12 protein-coding genes and 1 pseudogene are annotated in these 20,255 nt (G+C 58.2%); 10 read left to right on the forward strand and 3 right to left on the reverse strand.

Annotated elements, in window-relative coordinates:
* The first annotated feature begins 50 nt into the window (after positions 1 to 50).
* Together hisC and H1B27_RS08915 are read left to right on the forward strand one after the other, a co-directional pair.
* Positions 51 to 1,151, forward strand: coding sequence for a histidinol-phosphate transaminase (gene hisC / locus H1B27_RS08910; protein ID WP_197965778.1), 1,101 nt, complete (start codon positions 51 to 53; stop codon positions 1,149 to 1,151).
* Between the two features lie 291 nt (positions 1,152 to 1,442).
* Positions 1,443 to 2,468: an LLM class flavin-dependent oxidoreductase gene (locus H1B27_RS08915; protein WP_197965779.1), complete on the forward strand. Its 1,026-nt coding sequence runs from the start codon at positions 1,443 to 1,445 to the stop codon at positions 2,466 to 2,468.
* A 246-nt stretch (positions 2,469 to 2,714) separates the two neighbouring features.
* Here the strand turns inward: H1B27_RS08915 and dctA are convergent.
* Together dctA and metC are read right to left on the reverse strand one after the other, a co-directional pair.
* Positions 2,715 to 4,022: pseudogene (dctA, locus tag H1B27_RS08920) on the reverse strand (C4-dicarboxylate transporter DctA); the annotation flags it as partial.
* A gap of 229 nt (positions 4,023 to 4,251) precedes the next feature.
* Complete coding sequence (gene metC, locus H1B27_RS08925) at positions 4,252 to 5,499, reverse strand: cystathionine beta-lyase (RefSeq protein WP_197965781.1); 1,248 nt, start codon at positions 5,497 to 5,499, stop codon at positions 4,252 to 4,254.
* Between the two features lie 930 nt (positions 5,500 to 6,429).
* On the opposite strand from metC, the gene H1B27_RS08930 reads away from it, so the two are divergent.
* From H1B27_RS08930 to H1B27_RS08965, 8 genes are all read left to right on the forward strand, one after another.
* Complete coding sequence (locus H1B27_RS08930; RefSeq protein ID WP_197965782.1) at positions 6,430 to 7,173, forward strand: outer membrane protein; 744 nt, start codon at positions 6,430 to 6,432, stop codon at positions 7,171 to 7,173.
* 374 nt (positions 7,174 to 7,547) lie between these two features.
* Positions 7,548 to 8,378: a class I SAM-dependent methyltransferase gene (locus tag H1B27_RS08935; RefSeq protein WP_376708977.1), complete on the forward strand. Its 831-nt coding sequence runs from the start codon at positions 7,548 to 7,550 to the stop codon at positions 8,376 to 8,378.
* Positions 8,379 to 9,779: 1,401 nt separating this feature from the next.
* Positions 9,780 to 11,255 (forward strand): acetyl-CoA carboxylase biotin carboxylase subunit, encoded by a 1,476-nt coding sequence (locus tag H1B27_RS08940; protein ID WP_197965784.1) that lies wholly within the window; start codon positions 9,780 to 9,782, stop codon positions 11,253 to 11,255.
* Between the two features lies 1 nt (position 11,256).
* The gene (locus tag H1B27_RS40975; RefSeq protein WP_197965785.1) at positions 11,257 to 11,760 is read left to right on the forward strand and encodes an acyl-CoA carboxylase biotin carboxyl carrier protein subunit; all 504 of its coding nucleotides are present in this window, start codon (positions 11,257 to 11,259) and stop codon (positions 11,758 to 11,760) included.
* Position 11,761: 1 nt separating this feature from the next.
* Entirely contained in the window at positions 11,762 to 13,369 is a 1,608-nt protein-coding gene (locus H1B27_RS08950; RefSeq protein WP_197965786.1) for an acyl-CoA carboxylase subunit beta, read from the forward strand.
* 600 nt (positions 13,370 to 13,969) lie between these two features.
* On the forward strand, positions 13,970 to 14,743 hold the full coding sequence (locus H1B27_RS08955; RefSeq protein ID WP_197965787.1) for a phosphoribosylaminoimidazolesuccinocarboxamide synthase: 774 nt from the start codon (positions 13,970 to 13,972) through the stop codon (positions 14,741 to 14,743).
* Positions 14,740 to 15,465, forward strand: a complete 726-nt coding sequence (locus H1B27_RS08960) for an HAD family hydrolase (RefSeq protein ID WP_197965788.1) — start codon at positions 14,740 to 14,742, stop codon at positions 15,463 to 15,465. Before H1B27_RS08955 ends, H1B27_RS08960 begins: the two co-directional genes overlap by 4 nt.
* A gap of 803 nt (positions 15,466 to 16,268) precedes the next feature.
* Entirely contained in the window at positions 16,269 to 17,510 is a 1,242-nt protein-coding gene (locus H1B27_RS08965) for a cytochrome P450 (protein ID WP_197965789.1), read from the forward strand.
* Positions 17,511 to 18,245: 735 nt separating this feature from the next.
* On the opposite strand, the gene H1B27_RS08970 is transcribed toward H1B27_RS08965, so the two are convergent.
* Positions 18,246 to 19,775, reverse strand: a complete 1,530-nt coding sequence (locus tag H1B27_RS08970) for a porin (RefSeq protein WP_197965790.1) — start codon at positions 19,773 to 19,775, stop codon at positions 18,246 to 18,248.
* Positions 19,776 to 20,255 lie beyond the last annotated feature (480 nt).

Here is a 20,255-nt window from a genome sequence, read left to right on the forward strand (position 1 = left end):
AGGACACTCTCAATGGCGACTGCCGTCTGCGCATCAAGAGGGAACACAATATGGTCGATGTAAAACTGCAAGCTGTGCTCTCTTCTCTTGCGCAGCCGGCTAAAGACCTGGAAGCCCAGTCGCCCGGCCAGCGGGCGCCAGATGCGCGTTACGTGAAGCTAAACACCAATGAGAATCCATTTCCACTACCAACAATGGTATGGCGAAGTGCGATCTCGGCGCTCGAGCGTCAGTATCTGTATCCGGAAGACGACAACATCGGTTTGAGGGAGGCTGCCGCCGATGCCTACGGCCTCTCAAAGGACCATGTGATCGCCGGCAACGGATCGTCGGAGCTTCTCGGCCTGATCTACAGGGCCTTTCTTGGGCCGGGCGACAGCGTCGCAATGATGTCTCCCGGGTTTTCGTTCAATCGTAAGCTAGCTGTGTTGCAGAGCGCCAAATTTCTCGAAGTTTCGTGGAGCGACTCGCATTCGATCCCGATTGATCAGTTGCTGTTCGGTCCGGCAAAGGATGCCAAGTTCATCTTGTTGGCTAATCCCAACAATCCGACTGGGACGTTCGCCCCCATCGCCGATATCGAACGTCTCGTTGCACAGTCCGAGCGCTTAGTCGTGCTGGATGAAGCCTATGTCGACTTCGCACCTGATAACGGTCTAAGGCTCGTCCGCCGCCACCCCAATCTCCTGCTCTTGAGAACTTTATCGAAGAGCTATGCGGCGGCAGGCATTCGCGTCGGATTCGGCCTTGGTCATCCAGAGGTCATTGGACGACTGAGAAACATCCAGAACGTCTTCAACATGAATGTCATAGCGCATGCGGTAGGCGTCAGCATCCTTGCCCATCGCGCGGCCTACGAAGACAACCACAGGCACATCAAGCACGAGAGAGAACGAGTTACGGCCGCACTGCATCAATTCGGGTTCTGTGTGGCGCCTTCCCATACCAATTTCTTGCTGGCGCGTGTGCCGAACGGACAGGACGGCAGGTGGTGGCAGGCCGCGCTGGAGAGAGACGGGATACTGGTTGCTGTATTTACAGATGACGGCCTCGACCACTGCATCCGCATCAGCATCGGCACGACGGCGCAAATGGACTCATTTTTAGCAGCGGTCGCCGCGATTTCAGAACGCCTGAAACGAGATGAATAGCCAACGGCGCGCCGATGTCCGCTCATTTCATTATACCGCCGATGGAACGAGACGGCGACGAGAGCGGCTCGAGCCAAGCAGAGATCGCTTGCAGCTGACGGCCAAGAGGCCGCGCATAGAGCGCCTCCCCCTGCGCATGTTGCAGAGCCGAAGCGAGACCACGATGTCGTGCGCCCGATGGCATGGGCGATCGAGGTCGCGACCCGATGGTCGCGAGATGCGCCGACAATAAGTACGGCCCCTAAGCCCCCCGGAAACGAGCAGGCAGTCGCCCCTTAAGGATTTCATCTGATGACACACCGGCCTTCGTTAAAACTCACCTGCGGCATTTTCGATCACCTGGACGACGACGGCCGCGATGTTGGTCGTCAATACGAAGATCGCCTGGTCCTGGCGGAGGCATACGACCGCCTCGGCTTCTATGCGTACCACGTGGCCGAGCACCACTGCACGCCCCATGGAAGAAGCCCTTCGCCCAGTCTTTTCCTGTCGAGTGCCGCGCAGCGTACGCGGCACCTTCGTCTCGGCCCATTGGTCATGCTGCTTAACCTCTATCATCCGCTGCGCGCATTTGAGGAGATCTGCATGCTTGATCAGTTGAGCGGCGGCAGGCTCGAGCTGGGTCTCGGACGGGGCGCTCTTCCAGTCGAACTAGGCTATTTTGGTATTTCCGAGGACGTGGCGCCAAGCCGGTATGAGGAAGCCAATGACATTCTCCTGAAGGCTTTGAGGGGTGGAGCCCTGTCCTACCAAGGCCGACATTTCCAGCTGAACCAGGTTCCTCTGACATTAACCACGCATCAGCGTCCGTGTCCCCCAATATGGGTGACCACCAATCGGCCCGAGACGGCCATCTGGGCCGCAGGCAATGGCGCAAACCTCGCCTGCGTTGGGCCCGCCGCCGGCGTCCGGAAAATTACCGATGCCTACCACACGCATCGAGAGCGCAGTCCCAGCGCCCCTGATCGTGGGCCATTTGTTGGACTGCTGCGCATGATCGTGATTGGGCGATCTGAGGCGGACGCTTATTCCCTGGCCAGATCCGCTTACGAGCAATGGCTAACGAGCTTCAAATTCCTTTACGAGCTCAATGACATCCCGACGCCACAACCCCTTCCGCTGACATTCGAGGCGGCAATCGAGAGCGAATTGTGCGTCGTCGGAACGCCGACCTCTGTTCGAAACGTTCTGCTCAATCAGCTGGAGGAAGCAGGCGCAAATTACCTGCTTTGTCAGGTCGCATTTGGCAATTTGCCGCTCGATGCCTCCCTCTACACCGCGAGGACGATCCAATCCGAATTGCTCGGTCAATCCTGAGGCATCATTCCGCTGCTTCGACAGCAGCTCGTCTTCGCTCGCCCGCGTTTCGTCAATGCGCGGAACGGACCACGACGTCGACCTTCGCCTACTCGACCAGGCGTTGGTCGCGCTGAAACAGCATCATGGCGAATGCGCTCGTCCGCGTTTGCAACGTGCGCGTCCAGTCCAACTTCCTCCTTTTGCGCACGCAATCTCTGAATTGCCCGCGCCCTCCGAAGCAGAAATGGCGCCAGCAGCCGCGGTCGCCGTTTCCACGTCGGGCAGATCGCCCCCCCGGCCAAGCTGTGCATGCAGCGTGATCGTGTCGAGCTCGCCTTCCCACCAGGACACGAACACAACGGCAACGCCATTGCCCATGATATTGGTGAGTGCGCGCACCTCGCTCATGAACTTGTCGATCGAGAACACGATCGCCATCCCTGGCACCAGAGCCGGATTGACCGCCGACAGTGTCGCGGCCAGCGTGATGAAGCCTGCCCCGGCGACCCCGCTCGCCCCTTTTGAGGTCAGCATCGCCACGATCAAAATCGTGATTTGCTGATCGAAAGCGAGGTCGAGCCCGAGGGCGCGCGCGATGAACAATGTCGCAAGCGTCATGTAGATATTGGTGCCGTCAAGATTAAACGAATAGCCGGTCGGCACCACGAGGCCGACCACGGGCTTCGAGCAGCCCAGCCGCTCGAGCTTCTCCATCAACTGTGGCAGCGCACTCTCGGAGGACGATGTGCCGAGCACAATCAAGAGTTCGTCTTTGATATAGACGATGAACTTGAAGATGGAGAAGCCGACGAACCGCGCGATCAACCCGAGAACAAGGATGACGAACAACGCGGCGGTCGCGTAGAACAGCGTTATCAATCCGATCAGATTCGCCAGCGCCGAGGGTCCGAACTTACCTACTGTAAATGCCATAGCGGCGAACGCTCCGATCGGCGCGGCCTTCATAATGATGGCGATCACGCCGAACACCGCTTGCGCGGCGTCGTCGATCGTGCTGCGCAGCCTCGCGCCGCGCTCTCCGAGCGCCATCAGTGAAAAGCCGAGCAGAATCGCAAACAGCAGCACCTGCAGGATGTCACCGCGCGCGAGCGCGCCGACCACGCTGTCCGGAATGATGTTAAGGGCGAAATCGACGAACTTGGTCGCTTTCGCCTGCTCGACATAATTGGCGACTGCCACCGCATCGGGCTTGGCCGCAAGGCCGCGGCCGATCTGGAACAGATTGCCCATGACGAGGCCAATCACCAGCGCGAGGGTGGAGACGATCTCGAAATAGACCAGCGCCTTGATCCCCACCCGGCCGACCTTCTTCGCATCCTGGATATGGGCGATGCCGGAGACCACGGTGCAGAAGACGATGGGCGCGATCACCATCTTGATGAGCTTGATGAAGCCGTCGCCGAGCGCCTTCATCCAGTCGGAGGTGGCAAGCGATGGCCAGCCCCACCCGACGATGATGCCGAGCAGGATTGCGAACAACACCTGGACGTACAGGATCTTGTACCATGATCGAGCCATCCGCGCGGGTGGCGCAGCTGCAATGGTCGTCATAACGCTCCTCCCAGGTTTGGCGACGGTCCCGCTCGATGGGGTATCGGAGTTGCTCCGACACCATCCCGCAAGCGAACTTCTGACCCCAAGAATCGTGGGCCAGAACATCTCGATGACGAGCGGGTCTCTCGCTCTTCGTCAAAACGCGCCGATCGCGTTCCCTTCACTTCTCGTTCACGGCCGACTTCTTTCCTGGCCAAGCCAAGGTTCGGCTTCGAGTTGACTGCGCTCAGGCTCGTTTGAAGCGCTCAGCGATGAATGCATCATCGTTGTCCGGATGAACACGCGTGCTTCTTGTCTCCCAAGCCGCATCGAGCGCCTGATACATGTCCGCGATCAGGTCGCTCGCGTCCTCCAAGCCCGCGTGAACCCGTATCAGCGGTCCAGTGAGAGCACGCGATGGTTCCGCGCGTTTTAATGGGTCGACATGCATCACCAGGCTTTCAAATCCGCCCCACGACCAGCCGATGCCAAAAAGTCGCAGCCGATTGAAGAAAGTCGAAAGCTGCGGCTGCGACATCGGTTTCAGCGCAACGCCAAAGAGGCCGCTCGCCCCTGAAAAGTCGCGCTTCCAAAGCTCATGGCCAGGATCGCTTGGACACGCCGGGTGCAAGATGTCGTCGACAGCTGGATGCGACTGAAGGCTTTGGGCCAGCTTGAGACCGTTGTCCCAATGACGCTTCATGCGGACGGCTAGGGTACGCAGTCCCCGCAGGGCCAAATAGATGTCATCCGGCCCAGCAATCTCCCCGAAATCGTGGGCGCTCGATCGCAGCGCCGGCCAGGCCGATTCGTTTGCGGTGGCAATACCAAGCAGCGCGTCTGAATGGCCGACGATATATTTGGTCGCCGCTTGGATCGAGATGTCGACGCCATGCGCAAACGGCTTGAAATACAGAGCCGTTGCCCATGTATTATCCATGACCACGAGCGCAGCGGAGCGATGGGAGATGGCAGCAAGCGCAGGGACGTTTTGAACCTCGAACGTGAGGGACGAAGGTGATTCCAGATAGATGGCCCGGGTCTTCTGGGTGATTTTCGCTGCAAGCTCGGCAGGCTGCGTTGGAGAGAAGTATTGCACCGTGATCTGAAGTCTTGAGAGAACCTCGTCCGCGAATGTCCTGAGAGGTGTATAGACGCCGTCGCTGATCAGAACATGGTCGCCTGCGCGCAGAAGGCCGAGAAGCGAATGGGTGCAGGCAGAGAGCCCCGACGGAAACAGGAGCGAGCGATAGCCACCCTCCAGTTCGCAGACGGCAAGCTCGAGTGCGCGGGACAGAGGCGAGCCAAAGCGGCCGTAGTTGGCCGTCGGATCGCTCTGCCTGCGCGCTTCGTATTCCTCCAGGGTTTCCGAAACAACTGTGGAGCCCCGGTAGACGGGCATGTTGACCATCCCGGAATGTTCGGCGGGCGCACGCCCGAGACGAGAAAGCCGGGTCTCGATCTCCAGGTCCTTGCTGTCCTCCAGGTATTTCATTGCTTCTTTCTAATTGAGCTGGTTTTCGGCCTGGCTGGTGAGAACGACACGAGGTGGCGTTCGTATGGGCTTAGTAGATGCGAGTCGTTTTCGCAGGCCTCCTCCTCGTTCTGCATGAAATCGGCTCCCTCCTTCGCACCAGAACCATCTGCGTTGCGTTCGCCTCATCAAGATTGGTCGCACATCAGGACGGCGTAGTATCACAGATCATCCCCTTGTAAGATCCACCGACAGGCCGGCATTGACTGCCTCCTATCAAGTCGAGCCAAATCCCCTAACCGCAACAAGAGCAAGAGGCGGGCCAAACATGCTGCGCCTTCGATCGCAACGGTTGATCGTAAATGCGCAGCGGCATGGGCGTCGCGCGCGCACTTTGTCTCAAACGAAACACATCATGTTGAGAACCCGCCATTATCGGGCGACTAAGTTCTAGCTGGCTTTTCCCGATGATGTTGTGAACGAGATAGACCAGCAGCGCGTGCTTGCCGCGTTTTGATACCAATGCGGACTTGATCGTTTGAGCCTTCGGTCCACTCACGCACGTGACGTGATCCGTCAGAGGGAGTAGATGGTGAGTGTTTCCGGTTTCCGGTCGTGGCGACCCAAGGAAATGGGACGACATGATAGCACTCGCTCGATTCTCTACGATCCTCGCTGCTTCGGTGCACGCGCGTGTCATGATCGCTCTGGTTCGAGTTCACCGACGACTTCACTTCCTGTTGGGATTGACGCGCGCGCCCCTGGGGTTCGATACACGATGGACCCCTGCCTGCTGTGCCGGTTGATCATGATTTACAAGCGCGCAAGCTGACGCGGCGTTAGGTTCAAGCGCTTCTGGAAGCGAGAATGTTGCGCGACAGCTACAGCAATTCGAGACAGCACTGTTATTACGCGTGCGGCGCAGGGGAAATGTGAAGGAGCGTATTCGAAATGAAGAAGTTGTTGCTTGTGACTGCCAGCATCGTCGCGTTGATCGGGGCAACGCCCGTATTCGCCGCCGATCTCACTCAGCAGCCCATCTACACCAAAGCACCGCCGATGCCGGCACCGGTCGCGGCCGCAATCTATGACTGGAGCGGCTTCTATCTTGGTGCCAATGGCGGCTGGGGTTCGACCCATAGCTCCTGGGATTTTGGAGGCGTCACGCCCGAAGGCTCTCATGACGCGAGCGGTGGAACCGTTGGTGGCCAGTTTGGCTATCGCTGGCAGACGGGCCAGGTCGTTTTCGGTGTCGAAGGCCAAGGCAACTGGGCCGATTTCAACGGCTCCAATGTCAGCACCGGCTTCCCGGGCGACATCAATCAGACCAAGACCGGGTCGTTCGGCCTGCTTACAGGCCAGGTCGGCTATGCCATCAACAACGTATTGCTCTACGCCAAGGGCGGTGCCGCGGTGACCGGCAATACCTATCAGATCAACACCCTCGCCGGCGCGCCGCTGGCGAGCACCGACAATACCCGCTGGGGCGGCGTGGTCGGGGCGGGCATCGAACTCGGCTTCGCGCCGAATTGGTCGGTCGGGCTCGAGTACGACCATATATTCCGGCAAGACGCTAACGTGAACTTCAACACCCCTGCGGGTGCGGTCGCTAGCGAGCGCATCGGGCAGGATTTCGATCTGCTGACCGCGCGGCTCAATTACAAGTTCTGGGGCCCCGTAGTTCTCAAATACTGACTCCATCGCGTTAGAGCGACGGATCGAGAGCCCCGGCCCCAGGCCGGGGCTCTTTTTCAGCTGTTCATTGGCCTCCAACCCGAGCTGCGCGCCTTTCTTCGCGTGCAGGCCGGTTATTGCGCGACGACGTTAAGCTTGCACGTCGTATCGGTCAGGCAGACCGCAAAAGTACTGTGAGGTTCATACATCGGCCAACATTTGCAATGAGAGAGCACTGGTCGAGGCAAGAGCCTTGGCTTGCGTGCAAATTGAAGTGGAGACGTTGGTTGCGAGCAGATTTTTCGCGTATCAATCGGGATAAAGCTATCTTCGATGACATTTACGCTTTGGATGATCCAAGAGCGTATTTCTCTGTCCTGGGAGACCTGGATTACATGATCCCGGATGTGGCGGAGCCGGTCGTGCGTCAGATTCTAGCAGCGAAAGCTTCGGCAACCAGCGTTAAGCCGACTGTGCTTGATGTCGGCTGTTCATACGGCATCAATGCGGCAGTGCATCGGTTTCCACTGACCTTCGGCGGCTTGCGTCACCGCTATGCCCGGCGCGAGATGAGGGCGATCAGTTCCGAGACACTGGTGGATCTCGATCGCAAGTTTTATTCGGCTTGGCCTGATGTTGGTCTAGCGCGGTTTATCGGTCTCGATGTCTCGGCACCGGCAATCCGCTATGCAACGGCCGTTGGCCTGCTCGAGCAGGGTATTGTCGCCGACCTTGAAAAGGAATCGCTTTCGCCGGAAGGCGCGCGTATTCTCCGTTCCGCTGATGTCATCATGTCGACGGGCTGCATCGGCTACGTGACCGAGAAGACGTTCAGCAAACTTCTCGACGTGACAGAGAAGCGTCCATGGATCATCTCTTTCGTGCTGCGGATGTTCCCATATGATTCCCTGGCTGCGACCTTCGAAAAGCGTGGTCTTGTGACGGAACGCCTTACTGGTGCGACATTTATTCAGCGTCGATTTCGCGACGCTGAGGAATTTGAAAGGAGCTTGGCCACGTTGGCAACTCTTGGCATCGATGCGACCGGACTTGAATCGGAAGGTCTGTTCCACGCCGATCTGATCTTGTCCCGCCCTGCATCGGATGCACGCGCCGCCCCGCTCGAAGACATTGTCACCGTCGCCAGCGGTCGAGGTCGGCCAATCGGGCCGCGTTACGTTCACGTTGGAGGTCACGAGGGTTTGCAGGTCGCACTGGAGCCGTGAGAGGTTCGCGTTTTCAAAGATAGCCGCGCGTGCGCCCCGGAACGACGCGCGCAATTAGATCATGCTCCCTTCCTTTCGAGGTTGGAGCATGATCAGGCTTGGCTACGCGGCTGCGACACGCGCACCTATCGAGCGCGGCGGTACCGGGTCCGGGCGGCCGGCGCGCATCGAGCAACGCGCTGCTCGATATCTCTCTTGCTGGACTTAATAGCAGGGTCAGCGAATTGGCTTTGCCCGTTTCCGAGAGTGAAACGGGGCGGCATCCCGAGGCCGATCGGCACAGTGAGGCGTCTGGAGCAGCTCGCTCAATATCACGGTTGAGGGAGCCAGTATCGAAGCGGCTCTCAGCGCCGCCGACCGGGAAGATGCCAGCAACTGAGTGAATGCCGCGCGGCCAAAGGCGTGTAACGCGACCCGAGACACCTTAATTCGCCTGTCGCCTGCAATCGCGCTCGCTCTGCATATCGCATGATTTCACGATGACGGCGAATGCCGGCCAAATGGAGCATTGGGCTCGCACCTCGGTTCGGCACAGCCCGCTCTGGCAGAGTGACGGTCTCAATCTATTCTCCGAAGTGGCTCTCAAGAGGCTTGAATCGGACGTAACGTCAGTTTGTATCATCATGCAAGTTAAGGCGGCGGACCGCGTCCGACCGTCGGTCAGCTGCCTGACGCGTGATAAGACTTGTGAACCTCTCAGACCTTCGAACCTGCATCGGGACACTCTGTTCGGATGCCCGGGCCCTCCCCACACCGCCAATCGGTCACCATGCGCGCTCCGGCGGCCGCTCAGGTGAATCGGACTTCTGAGATCGGAGCACGACATTCTCGCATCCCGGCGGGGCTTGAACGCGAGCTCGCCCATCGCATGACCATCACGCCGTGCAGCAATCGTAGATCACACCGACAGAGGATAGCCGTGAATTACATGCAGCGAACCAACCGGTCGTCGCGCCCCAGAGCGCATCGCTATGCAATTGCGCTTTTTGGCGTTGCGATGACGACAGCTCTGTCCTGCGGAAGCGTAGATGCGCGGGATCGCCCGGTCCCGGCGGAGGCGCGTCAGGCGTGCACACCGGATGCGCTTCGCCTCTGCGGCGCTCACATACCTGATGAGGACGCCGTCGCCGCCTGTCTCAAAGCCAATATCCAACGCTTGAGCGTGCAATGTCGCCAGATCATCTCGGTTCGGGATGCTGCCACAGGAAATGGGGGCCCGAGATGAGGTATGCGCGACAGGTGGTTTCGCTTCAACATATTCGTGCCGCGGCACGTGTGCGTGGCGCCGCCTTAAACCAATCCGATCAATGGCTGTAATACGTGACGCAGGGCTCACAGGACGATCGTCGGGCTCAAGCTAAACGTCTGTGGTCGGGCAATCAAACAGCTGAAGATATCCCAATGCACGAACTGCCTTTTGATAGCGTTCTGATCGCCAATAGGGGGGAGATCGCCGTTCGTATCATCAAGACCCTTCGCAAGCTAGGGCTTCGTTCTGCGATCGTCTACCACGACATTGATGCCGGCACGCCTGCCGTCTCTATGGCCGATGCAGCCATCGCGATCGACGGACGCACGCCGAATGCTGCCTATCTCGACATCCCGCAGATTATCGCCGCCGCCCGAAAGGCGAATGCTGGTGCACTGCATCCAGGGTATGGATTTCTGTCGGAGAACGCGGAGTTCGCCAAGGCCGTTACGAGCGCCGGCATCACCTTCATCGGACCTGCCCCCGAAAGCATCGAATTGATGGGCGACAAAATCCGAGCTCGCAACTTCGTTCAGCGACACGGGTTTCCAGTCGCTCCTTGCGCCATCGAGGAAGATGATCCAACGACCTTCGTGCGCAGAGCCCGGGCCATGGGACCGCCATTGCTGGTCAAACCTTCCGCGGCCGGTGGCGGCAAGGGCATGCAGATCGTGCGCGACATCGGGCTCCTAGAGGACGCAATTGCGCGGGCTCGCAGCGAGGCGCAGCGCTACTTCGGAGACGGCCGGCTTTACGTCGAACGATATATCGAAACCCCGCGCCATATCGAAGTCCAGGTGCTCGGCGACGCCTTGGGAACGGTTGCTCATCTGTTTGAGCGGGAGTGCTCGATCCAGCGTCGGTTTCAGAAGCTGATCGAAGAGGCGCCCGCCCCGGGGCTGTCGTCGGAGTTGCGCCAACGGATCTGCGATAGCGCCGTTGGTATCGCCCGTGCAGCCAACTATCGCAATGCAGGCACTGTCGAATTCCTCCTTAGCGGAGGAGAGTTCCACTTTCTGGAAATGAATACACGTTTGCAAGTTGAGCATCCCGTGACCGAGATGATCACCGGCGTTGATCTTGTTGCCGAACAGATCCACATCGCTGCGGGGCGCCCACTTCGATTGACACAATCGGACATTGTGCCGAGCGGACACGCGATCGAAGCCAGGTTGTGTGCCGAAGCGCCGGAGCGCGGATATGCTCCAACGACAGGCAAGGTCCTTGTGCTCGACTACCCCAGCGGCGACGGTATACGCATCGACAGTGGCCTTTCGCGAGATCAGAAGATCACGACAGCATTCGACCCCTTGCTCGCCAAGATCATCGCGCATTCGCCCTCGCGTGTCGAGACCGCGCAAAAGGCGCATCGCGCGTTGCGGGACTTGGTGCTGCTCGGTTGCACAACCAACGCCAGCTTTCTTGCCCGTATCCTCGCGGATGATGGATTTCTGCATGGACACATTCACACGGGCTATCTTGAGGAACATCCGCACATCGCCGCCGGCGACCCCCGGGCCGACTTATCAGGGTTCCTGGCAGCAGGCGCCCTCCTGACCGGACCGGTCCGCGAATCGGCAGATGCCGTGTCCGATCTTCACGCGGCGCTGGGCAGTTGGAGAAACTAGCGTGAATCACTCTTTTGAGGTCGATGGCGTCGAATACCAGCTATGGCTGTCTCGATGCCGAGAGGGTTACCGTCTCTGCTTGCATGACAGGGTGATCGCCCCGATCGCGTTCTCCCATCGCCGTGATGGCTGCGGTGTTGTTATGATTGCGGGTGAAAGCCAGCCGGTCAGGTTCGCTATTGATGGCGAGACCATTCACGTGCACATGAACGGCGAAACGCGCAGTTTGCATTACTGCGACCCATTGCGAACGCTTGCTAGGTCGAGGCAGGAGATAAGCCAAACCGTCGCTCGCGCGCCCATGCCGGGCGTCGTCATTGTCGCCCGGGTTTCGCCTGGCGAGGCCGTTTCTGCCGGGACGGCCCTGATGACGATCGAGAGCATGAAGTTGGAGACCGTCATACGGTCTCCACAAGACGGCATTGTCGAGCGTATTCACTTCAAGGAAGGCGAGAGCTTTGAGCAGGATGCTGTCCTGGTTACGCTCCTCGAGGAGCGGACCTGAAATGCAGCAGCTCTCGTCTCTGGTGGACGTCAGGTCGGAAGACTATCGGCTCAACGAACTTCATAACAGGCGACTGGCAAAAGAATTGGAGGAGCGCCAGCAGGCCGCCCGCTTCGCGCGTCCGGTACGGGATCTTGACCGTCTCAAGCGGCAAAACAAGCTGTTTGTGCGTGATCGGATCGAGGCTTTGCTTGATCCAGACACTCCGTTTCTCGAGCTTTCGACACTGGCGGCTAACAAAGCCTATGACGGTGAGGTGCCCGGCGCCGCTCAGGTCGTTGGGATCGGCATTGTCGCGGGTCGAGAGGTCGTCATTCACGCAGATGACGCTAGCGTCAAGGGCGGGGCCTGGTATCCGCTATCGGTCAAGAAGATCGTGCGGGCCTTGGACATCGCAATCGAGAATTGCCTGCCGGTCGTTCACTTGTGCGACTGTGCCGGAGGTTTCTTGCCCTTACAGGCAGAGTTCTTCGCAGATCGCTATCACGCGGGTCGAATTCTTCGCAATCAGTCCATTCTCTCAAAGATGGGAGTACCGCAGGTCGGTATAGCCATGGGCCATTGCAGCGCCGGCGGGGCATATGTCCCGGCGCTTAGCGACTACAACATTATCGTTGAGGGCACGGGAGCGATTTTTCTGGGCGGTCCTCCGGTCGTCAAAGCTGCCACTGGCGCAGAGATTTCTGCCGAAGAACTTGGCGGCGCTCATATGCATACCAGCGTATCGGGCACGAGCGACTACCTTGCAAGTTCGGAGCTGCATGCGATTGCAATTGCCCGAGACATCGTTGCTCGCTTCAGTGATGCTGTAAAAGCCCCGATCAACCGGGCCGCTCCGGAGCCTCCCGCTTATAATGCATCCGAACTGTACGGCATTCTTCCGAGGGATCCCCGGACGCAATTCGACATGCGGGAGATCATCGCCCGTCTGGTTGATGGCAGCCGATTCCACGAACATAAGGCGCGTTATGGAGAGACCCTTGTGTGCGGCTTCGCGCGACTGCATGGCTATCAAATAGGCATTCTCGCAAACAATGGTGTGTTGTTGAGCGAAAGCGCACTGAAAGGCGCTCACTTCGTTCAATTGTGCGACAAGTCTCGAACGCCTCTCCTCTTCTTGCAGAATACGACCGGCTTTATGGTCGGCCGGGACTACGAGAGGCGTGGCATAACTAAGGACGGCGCAAAGCTGATCATGGCCGTCTCCGGAGCATCCGTGCCAAAATTCACGATCGTCTGTAACGCCTCCCACGGAGCGGGAACCTACGCTATGGCGGGACGGGCCTTCGATCCGCGTTTTGTCTTTACCTGGCCGCAGTCCCAGATTTCGGCGATGGGCGCCGAGCAGGCAGCGGGCGTCCTCACACACGTCAAGGCAAGACAGCTGGCTCGGCACAATGGGCACCTCTCAACGGTGGAGTTGGCAGCCATTCGCCAGCCGATCCTGGAAGAATATCGGGAGCGGTCGGGCGCGTACTATGCGACATCCGAGCTGTGGGATGATGGCATCCTTGATCCCGTCGATACCAGAAATGCGCTTGCAATCGTTCTGAGTGCTTCGCTCAACAGCCCAATCGCCTCGCCGCATTACGGCGTATTCCGAATGTGACCGTGGCAGCGGAGCCTTCGAGCCTGCCTTGAATTTTCAACCAGGCGCGGCGGCATGCGTAAGCGCTGCTGTTCCGGTCATCCTGAGGGTACCAAGGACTTCTTCGCTCGCGCGCATTTTGGCTTCGAGCCTTCGGCTGGGAGATGCACAAGTGTGCCCTTCCAACCAAGTACGTGGATCCAAAATCGGGGTACGTTGCAGTCGAACTAATCTTGTCGGATATCATTCAGTGCCGATTGTCGGTTTTAAGACAGTTCGCGCAAAGCGACGCGACGCACGATCAAGGCTATTGAAGATACTCGTTCAAGGGCTTGCAGAAGTGCCAGTTTTCAGTTCGGCACGCCATTTGCGTGTTGGAAGGACATCACCAAGCAATCGGTGATGTGGGGCGGATCTAGCGCCTGACAATACCCTACGTTGGGCCACCCCGTTTGCAATCGGACGAGGCGGTATGCAACGGTACGTCCGGACGGTTGCGGCGCGGTCGCGGTTACTCACAGCCTTCGTCGCGATGCCCTCGTGGTACGAACATGAAGCCGCGTGCGTGCAACAGGACGGTGTACCTGTACGCAGAACTATAGTGAATAGGTGGAAATCCCAATGCAGCCTATCGAACGAGCCGCGTTTGCAAATCCGGACCACTGGCGCTCCATGTTCGACGATTTGCCCTTGCTGATAGAGGGCGAATCGAAGGTGATCCGCGCTATCGATGATCAAAACGTCATCGTGCGTTTAAAGCCCACGTTGTTCTCGTACTCCGCAAATCGCGCTGCCACAGTTGAGGGTACCGACCGGTTGCGTCTACGCATCAGCGAGCGGCTTTGGCGGATGCTAGAGACTGAGGGTGTGCCTTCCACGATCGTTCACGTTGGTGAAGACTATTACATCAGTCGGCGAGTTGCGGCTCCGCCTATCGAGGTCATCGTGAAAGCCGCCTATGTCGGGACACCAAAACATATTTACCGCGGGTTGGAGACTTTCCCAATACGTCATGGCGGATACCTCCGAGCCGATCAGCGACACGAACCCTATGTGCGCTTCGACTGGCGGAACCCACTACCCCATCGGGACGAATGCATGCCGAATTGGCTCGCGGACCGCTTCATCGATACGGATGCTGCCAGGCATTTGGCTTTGCGAGCCTTCAGGGCGCTGGCGAAGGTCTTGGCAGCGTGCCAAATTGAACTCCTCGATATTTGTTTTTTTATCACCGCCGAAGGCGATGCGATATTTGGCGAGGTTTCACCAGACTGCATGCGAGCCAAGCACGCGTCAAATGATTTGGATAAGGACCTTTGGCGCAAGGGCAAAGATCCAGAGACTATTCTCCGCCAGTGGCGAGCGTTTCTGGATCGACTGAAAGCGCTTCCATGAAGATGAGCAATCCCACAGCTATCATCTTTGACTGGGGTAACACCCTTTGCGACTATCCATTACGGACGGAGGCCGAACAGATTGAGTTCTTGCATGATTTCCTCACCGATTCGTCCAGCTTTACACATTTGTCTACTGTCACAGCGCCGAGATCCATCGCCAGCGCAACATTGCAGGCGCTGAACAGAGAGCGCGAGGATTGTCGTGTGATTTCTTTCGCCGACCGGTTCAGAAGCGTACTGGCACCCGACATTGATGACGTGGATGCAACGCTACTCGAGCTGCGCCTCTGCAAAAGACTCTTTGCTACCGGCCAGCTCATGCCACAAGCGGAGAAAGTCATTGCTACAGTTCGCCGAATGGGCTACCGGACGGCGATCTTGTCTAATACGCCTTGGGGAACGAGCCACAGGTTGTGGCGAGCCGAGGTAGCTCGGCATACAAATGTCAGCCGCGACTGCGATCCTGTCATGTTCTGCGGCGATTGCGGTTATCGCAAGCCCAGCCAAGCCGCCTTCGAAGCCTGTCTGAGCTTTTTGCGTGAGGCGCCAGACAGGGTCATCATGGTAGGTGATAGCCTTCGCTCGGATGTGCTTGGAGCACGCGGCGCGGGATGCCGAGCAGTCTGGTTTTGCCGTGACGTCTCGTTGCCGAAAGAAGAATCGGTCGCTGTCATTACGACGCTCTATGATATCGTTGCGCTCCTCGAGAAGAGCGCATAAGCAGTATCGGTAGTTTCATTTCTAAGAAGCGTTTGGGACTCCGGATGCCTCTGCCTCACACTCAGATCTAGCATTACAGTTGCTACGTCGCAGAACCAGTAAGGAGAAGCCCACTGCCGAGGGGGAGAAGGTGTGATACTCTTCGCTCCACCGGCACGAGTGCATGCGCGGTCGCATCACCACCTCGCAGATTCGATTCTGCATCGGCAGCGTCGTTCTTGCCGCGCTAGAGGGAGGCCTTGGCGTAGCTCGGCAACCCCAGCCGGACCTGATGGCCGAGCGCGATCAATTCGCGCCCAATGGAGCGCAGTCGCGCACGCCTCGATAGCGATCAGGCACTGCGAGCTTGGCTAAGAACGCCAGCAGATCGATCGGTCGCGCAGAAACGCTGGCGTCGTCTCGATAGCCACAATGGCTTGTCAACACTCGTTCTCGGTCCGACATTCAGCGACCGGCTCGAGGTCAGTCAACCCAGGCCGCCGCCGCCTGACCGGCCAAGCCGTCACCGGACTTCAGCGAATACCTCGTGATAACGCTGCAACCAGCTGAGCGGTTGTGCGAGGAACGATTCTCGCAGTGAACGCAAGCTCATGCCCCTCCCAATCATGGTAGGGGAGGTGCGCTCCGGCTTGCGATATTGTCCGACCTTCAAACCGATCAATCGCTCGCAACCGAAAATCGCTTCAGCCGGCGGGAAACGAGGGGGCGGTCCATTCAAAAATCGCGCGAAGCTCTCAGAGCCGCCGTGGGAATTCGCCCAAGCGAGCAAAAGCTAGATGAGAGGTTAAGGCCGGAGGGCAATCATGAATACAATATTGACAGGTCACGCGCGCGAGGGGGCATATGACGTTCTTCTGGGCGATCTGGATGTCAGCGACGTCAAGCGCTTTCAGGATGACAGCATTTGGCCCTATTTCGAGAGGTTACGAAAGGAAGATCCCATCCACTACTGTCAAGATAGCCCCTACGGTCCCTATTGGTCCATAACGAAATACCACGACATTGTTGCAGTAAACATGACTCACGGAGTGTTCTCGTCAGAGCAAGGCGTCACGATCGTCGATTTGCCGGAAGAGTATTGGACTCCGAGTTTCATTAAGATGAGCCCTCCGAAACATGGCGAGCAGCGCAACACGATCAGTCCGATCGTGGCGCCGGAGAACCTGGCCAAGCTCGAGGGCTTGATCCGTCGGCGGGTCAAGGCCGTTCTGGATGGCTTGCCGCGCAACGAACCCTTCGATTGGGTCGATAAGGTCTCGATCGAGTTAACGACGCAAATGTTGGCGACGCTGTTTGATTTTCCATTTGAGGATCGGCGGCTGCTGACCTACTGGTCGGACGTCGCCGCCACAACTCCGCGGACCGGCCACGAGATCGACACCTGGGAGAAGCGACGGGTGGTCTTGTCCGGGTGCTTGGACTATTTCACAAGACTTTGGAACGAGCGCAAAAATGCCGAGCCCCACGCCGACTTGATTTCGATGATGGCGCACTCACCAGCGACGCGGAATATGGAGCCACGTGAGTTCCTTGGAAACCTCATCCTGCTGATCGTGGGCGGGAACGACACCACACGCAATTCGATGAGTGGAAGCGTGTTGTTCATGAACCAGAATCCGTCGGAGCTGCGGAAGCTACGCGAGACTCCTCGGCTCGTGTCGAGCGCCGTCTCCGAGATCATACGCTACCAGACGCCGATCGCACACATGCGCCGCACTGCCACGGTCGATATCGTGATAGGTAACAAGCATATCAGACGAGGCGATAAGGTCGTCATGTGGTACATTTCCGGGAATCGGGACGATGAGGCCATCGACCAGGCCGACAGCTTCATCATTGATCGGAAGAACCCACGGCAACATCTCTCGTTTGGGTTCGGCATCCATCGCTGCGTCGGAAGACACCTTGCTGAACTGCAGCTGAGGATTCTTTGGGAGGAAATGCTGAATAGGCGCCTCGACATCAAGGTTGTCGGCGATCCGGAACGCGTCGCATCTAACTTCGTGCACGGTTATTCCGCCCTCCCCGTGCAGATGGCAGCTTAGGCAATAGGCTCCTCCTTGCAATCGATCTGAGATGAGCCGGAGCTTGCAACCGTGAGCCGGTCCGAGCAGCTCTACTCTGACAGAGGGATCTCTCAGTGACCCTCAAGTTTTTTTGGCTCCCGATGCGAAGCTCCCATCTCCGAATCCGCTTGACGACGACACTCAATTCCAGGAGGCGCGTTGATCACGTTCGCGGGCGACTTTACGAGAAAAGCCGCTTGGGCTCGGGATCTTGCCCCGTCTGCACTTTGATTTGCGCGTTCAGACAGAGGATAGGAAGATAAGCAGCCAAGCCGGCTATAGATGAGTACCTTCGTATCAAAGCAACCATAGTGATGGCGCCAGCCTAGGCAGGCGGGTACCGAGCTGATCGGAGATCCCGTCCTTTTGGAAACGTCACGACGGCTGCTTCCAGACACGCCAGCTTCTCAATTCTGTTCGCGAGGCGCGGCTTGTTTGACCGTTCCGCACGACCGATGTTTTTGCCTTCTCGGTGGGGCCGTCGCAAGTGAGGTCTTGGCCGATAGGTGGACGTGCAGCAAAGGCAAATGCCACATCTGATGCCAAGTGTGACTTGGCGTGAAACTGCCAGATGGCTCGCGGACATTCGCTTTCAAGAAAATATTTCGCCGAGGGAATAACGGCCGAATAAAAAGTAGGCCTCCGGCGGGCATGCCAGAGGCCTACTTGGAGGTCATATTAAATGGTCCAGCACTTCTCCTTCAGCAAAAAAAACTACCAGTTGCGTTGAGCCCGGAGCAGCAGCGTGAGGCTGTTTTGGTCTTTCAGCTCGTACGCCGCGCCTGGTTTGGCCACACTCGCTTGCAGCGGCATGATCAACGTGCTTCCGCTCGCATACTTCTGATCGAGCATGGTGTAGGTAAAGTCGGCCGAGAAGGTCAGGTTTTTCACGGGGGTCCAGCGCGTGATCACACCAACAGCCGAATAATTGAAATCGGGATTACAACCAGCAAGACCACTTGACAGTGCCAAGCTTGGAACGAGCGCGCTGCAGATGTAGCCCTTGGCGTTGCTGTTGTAGCGCACCGCAGCCCATGCTCCGTAGAGGCCAGTGCTCCAGTACGGATCCCAATTGTGATTGTAACCGGCGCGGAAACCATACGTTGTAGTCAACTCTTGGCTTGCGCCCGCGACGAACACGCTATCAGAGACGCCACCGATACCGATGCTCTGGTAAGCACCCGCGAGGCCGGTGCCGCCATACATCGCGTACGTAGTCGCCATCAGATCCTGGAAGTTGTAGCGGCTTGCGCCGTTGGTGTACACACCAGACAGGTTGATTGAGTCCCCCGCGCCCGTCGGGACGTTTTTGATCGACAATGCCAACTGGGCGGCCCAGCCCCACTTGTCGGCGGGATGCCCGCTTGTCTCAGCCGCGCCATAGTACGCAACATGGTTGTCGTGCGCAGCGAAGGAGCCCTGGAAGAGCCCCCAGGCCTGATCTACCCGAACCGTGGCGATCAAGTCCGGAGCGCGCGAACCACCGATATCATTGGCGCCGTAGGCGCCGATCGCAAGACCGTTGACGGTCGCGCCGCTGATGTTCCAGATATTCGTCGTGTTGTAGGCGACCTGATCCTGTGCCGAGAACGATGCCGTGACGCCCTGACCGAAATCGGCAGTGTAGGTGAACTGATTCACGCCAGTGACCGCGCTGCCGCCGCCCGGCAACCCGTCAAAAAGGTTGGCCGGATAATTCGTCCAAGGTGCGGAGAATTGTGAGACCGCCTTACCCATTGTAAAGCCGGCGAACTGGATGAAAGCGTAGTAGACGCCAAGCGAACCACCCGAGATTGCGCCGGAACCGCTGGCGCCAGTATAGCTCGTGGAGCCGTTCACGGCGGTCGTACCGGCGCCGGTATAGCTCCCCGCCGTCCAGGTGAACACGCCATTGAAGAAGGTGCGGAGCATGCCGTATTCAGTCGCCGTGCGCGTGTCGGTATCGAGGCTCGCGCGAGAGCGCGTGCTGTAATAGTCGCTCAGGCGGTTGTGTGCGCCCCCCACGCTGTTGTTGGCTGCATCATAATGAGCGCTGCTACCAAGCACGGTCTCAACGCGCAGGTAACCTCCCAGTTTGATGCACGTGTCCGTACCTGGAATGTAGTAGAAGCCGGCACCATACAGCGAGCAAATCCGGACGTATTCGACCGCTTTGGCCTTGACGGGGAGATCTGCAGCTTGCGCTCCGGCTACGGCGATCAGACACGTCGCTGATCCGAGCAAAAGCCTCTTCGCCATCTTCATTAATAGTCCTCCAAACTGTTGCACTTCACACGCGGTCGCTCCGCCCTACGTAGTACGACGACCTCGCTCCTGACCCATCGCTCTCTATTGCAGGGCCTTCTCCAACGCCGCACCGACTGAGTGAACCAGTGAACGTCGCCGTGCGGGTTATTCCGCCGCTTGCGTGCCTATGTGTGTCAGATTGCTTTCGTAAAAGGCGCGCGAAGTTTGTGTCGAATGCACGAAGGGGTCGCCCAACGCCTAGACCGTGCTCTATCGGAGTCAGTACGGTGCGTTCCACACCAAATGGCATCAGAAGATTTCGTTTGATGTTGTCCAACGATTGAACATTTCGGAACGCGCCCGGCCGATCGACGCGATCGAGCGCCGCTGAACCTCTATTGTTCTCAATTCATTGTTTCATGGACGCATGCAGTGCGATCTGCGTGACGCCATTGATCACGCAGAGTCATGGCAACAGATGAAAGCGGCGGCTCCGGT

Source organism: Bradyrhizobium diversitatis (assembly GCF_016031635.1).
Classification (GTDB): Bacteria; Pseudomonadota; Alphaproteobacteria; order Rhizobiales; family Xanthobacteraceae; genus Bradyrhizobium; species Bradyrhizobium diversitatis.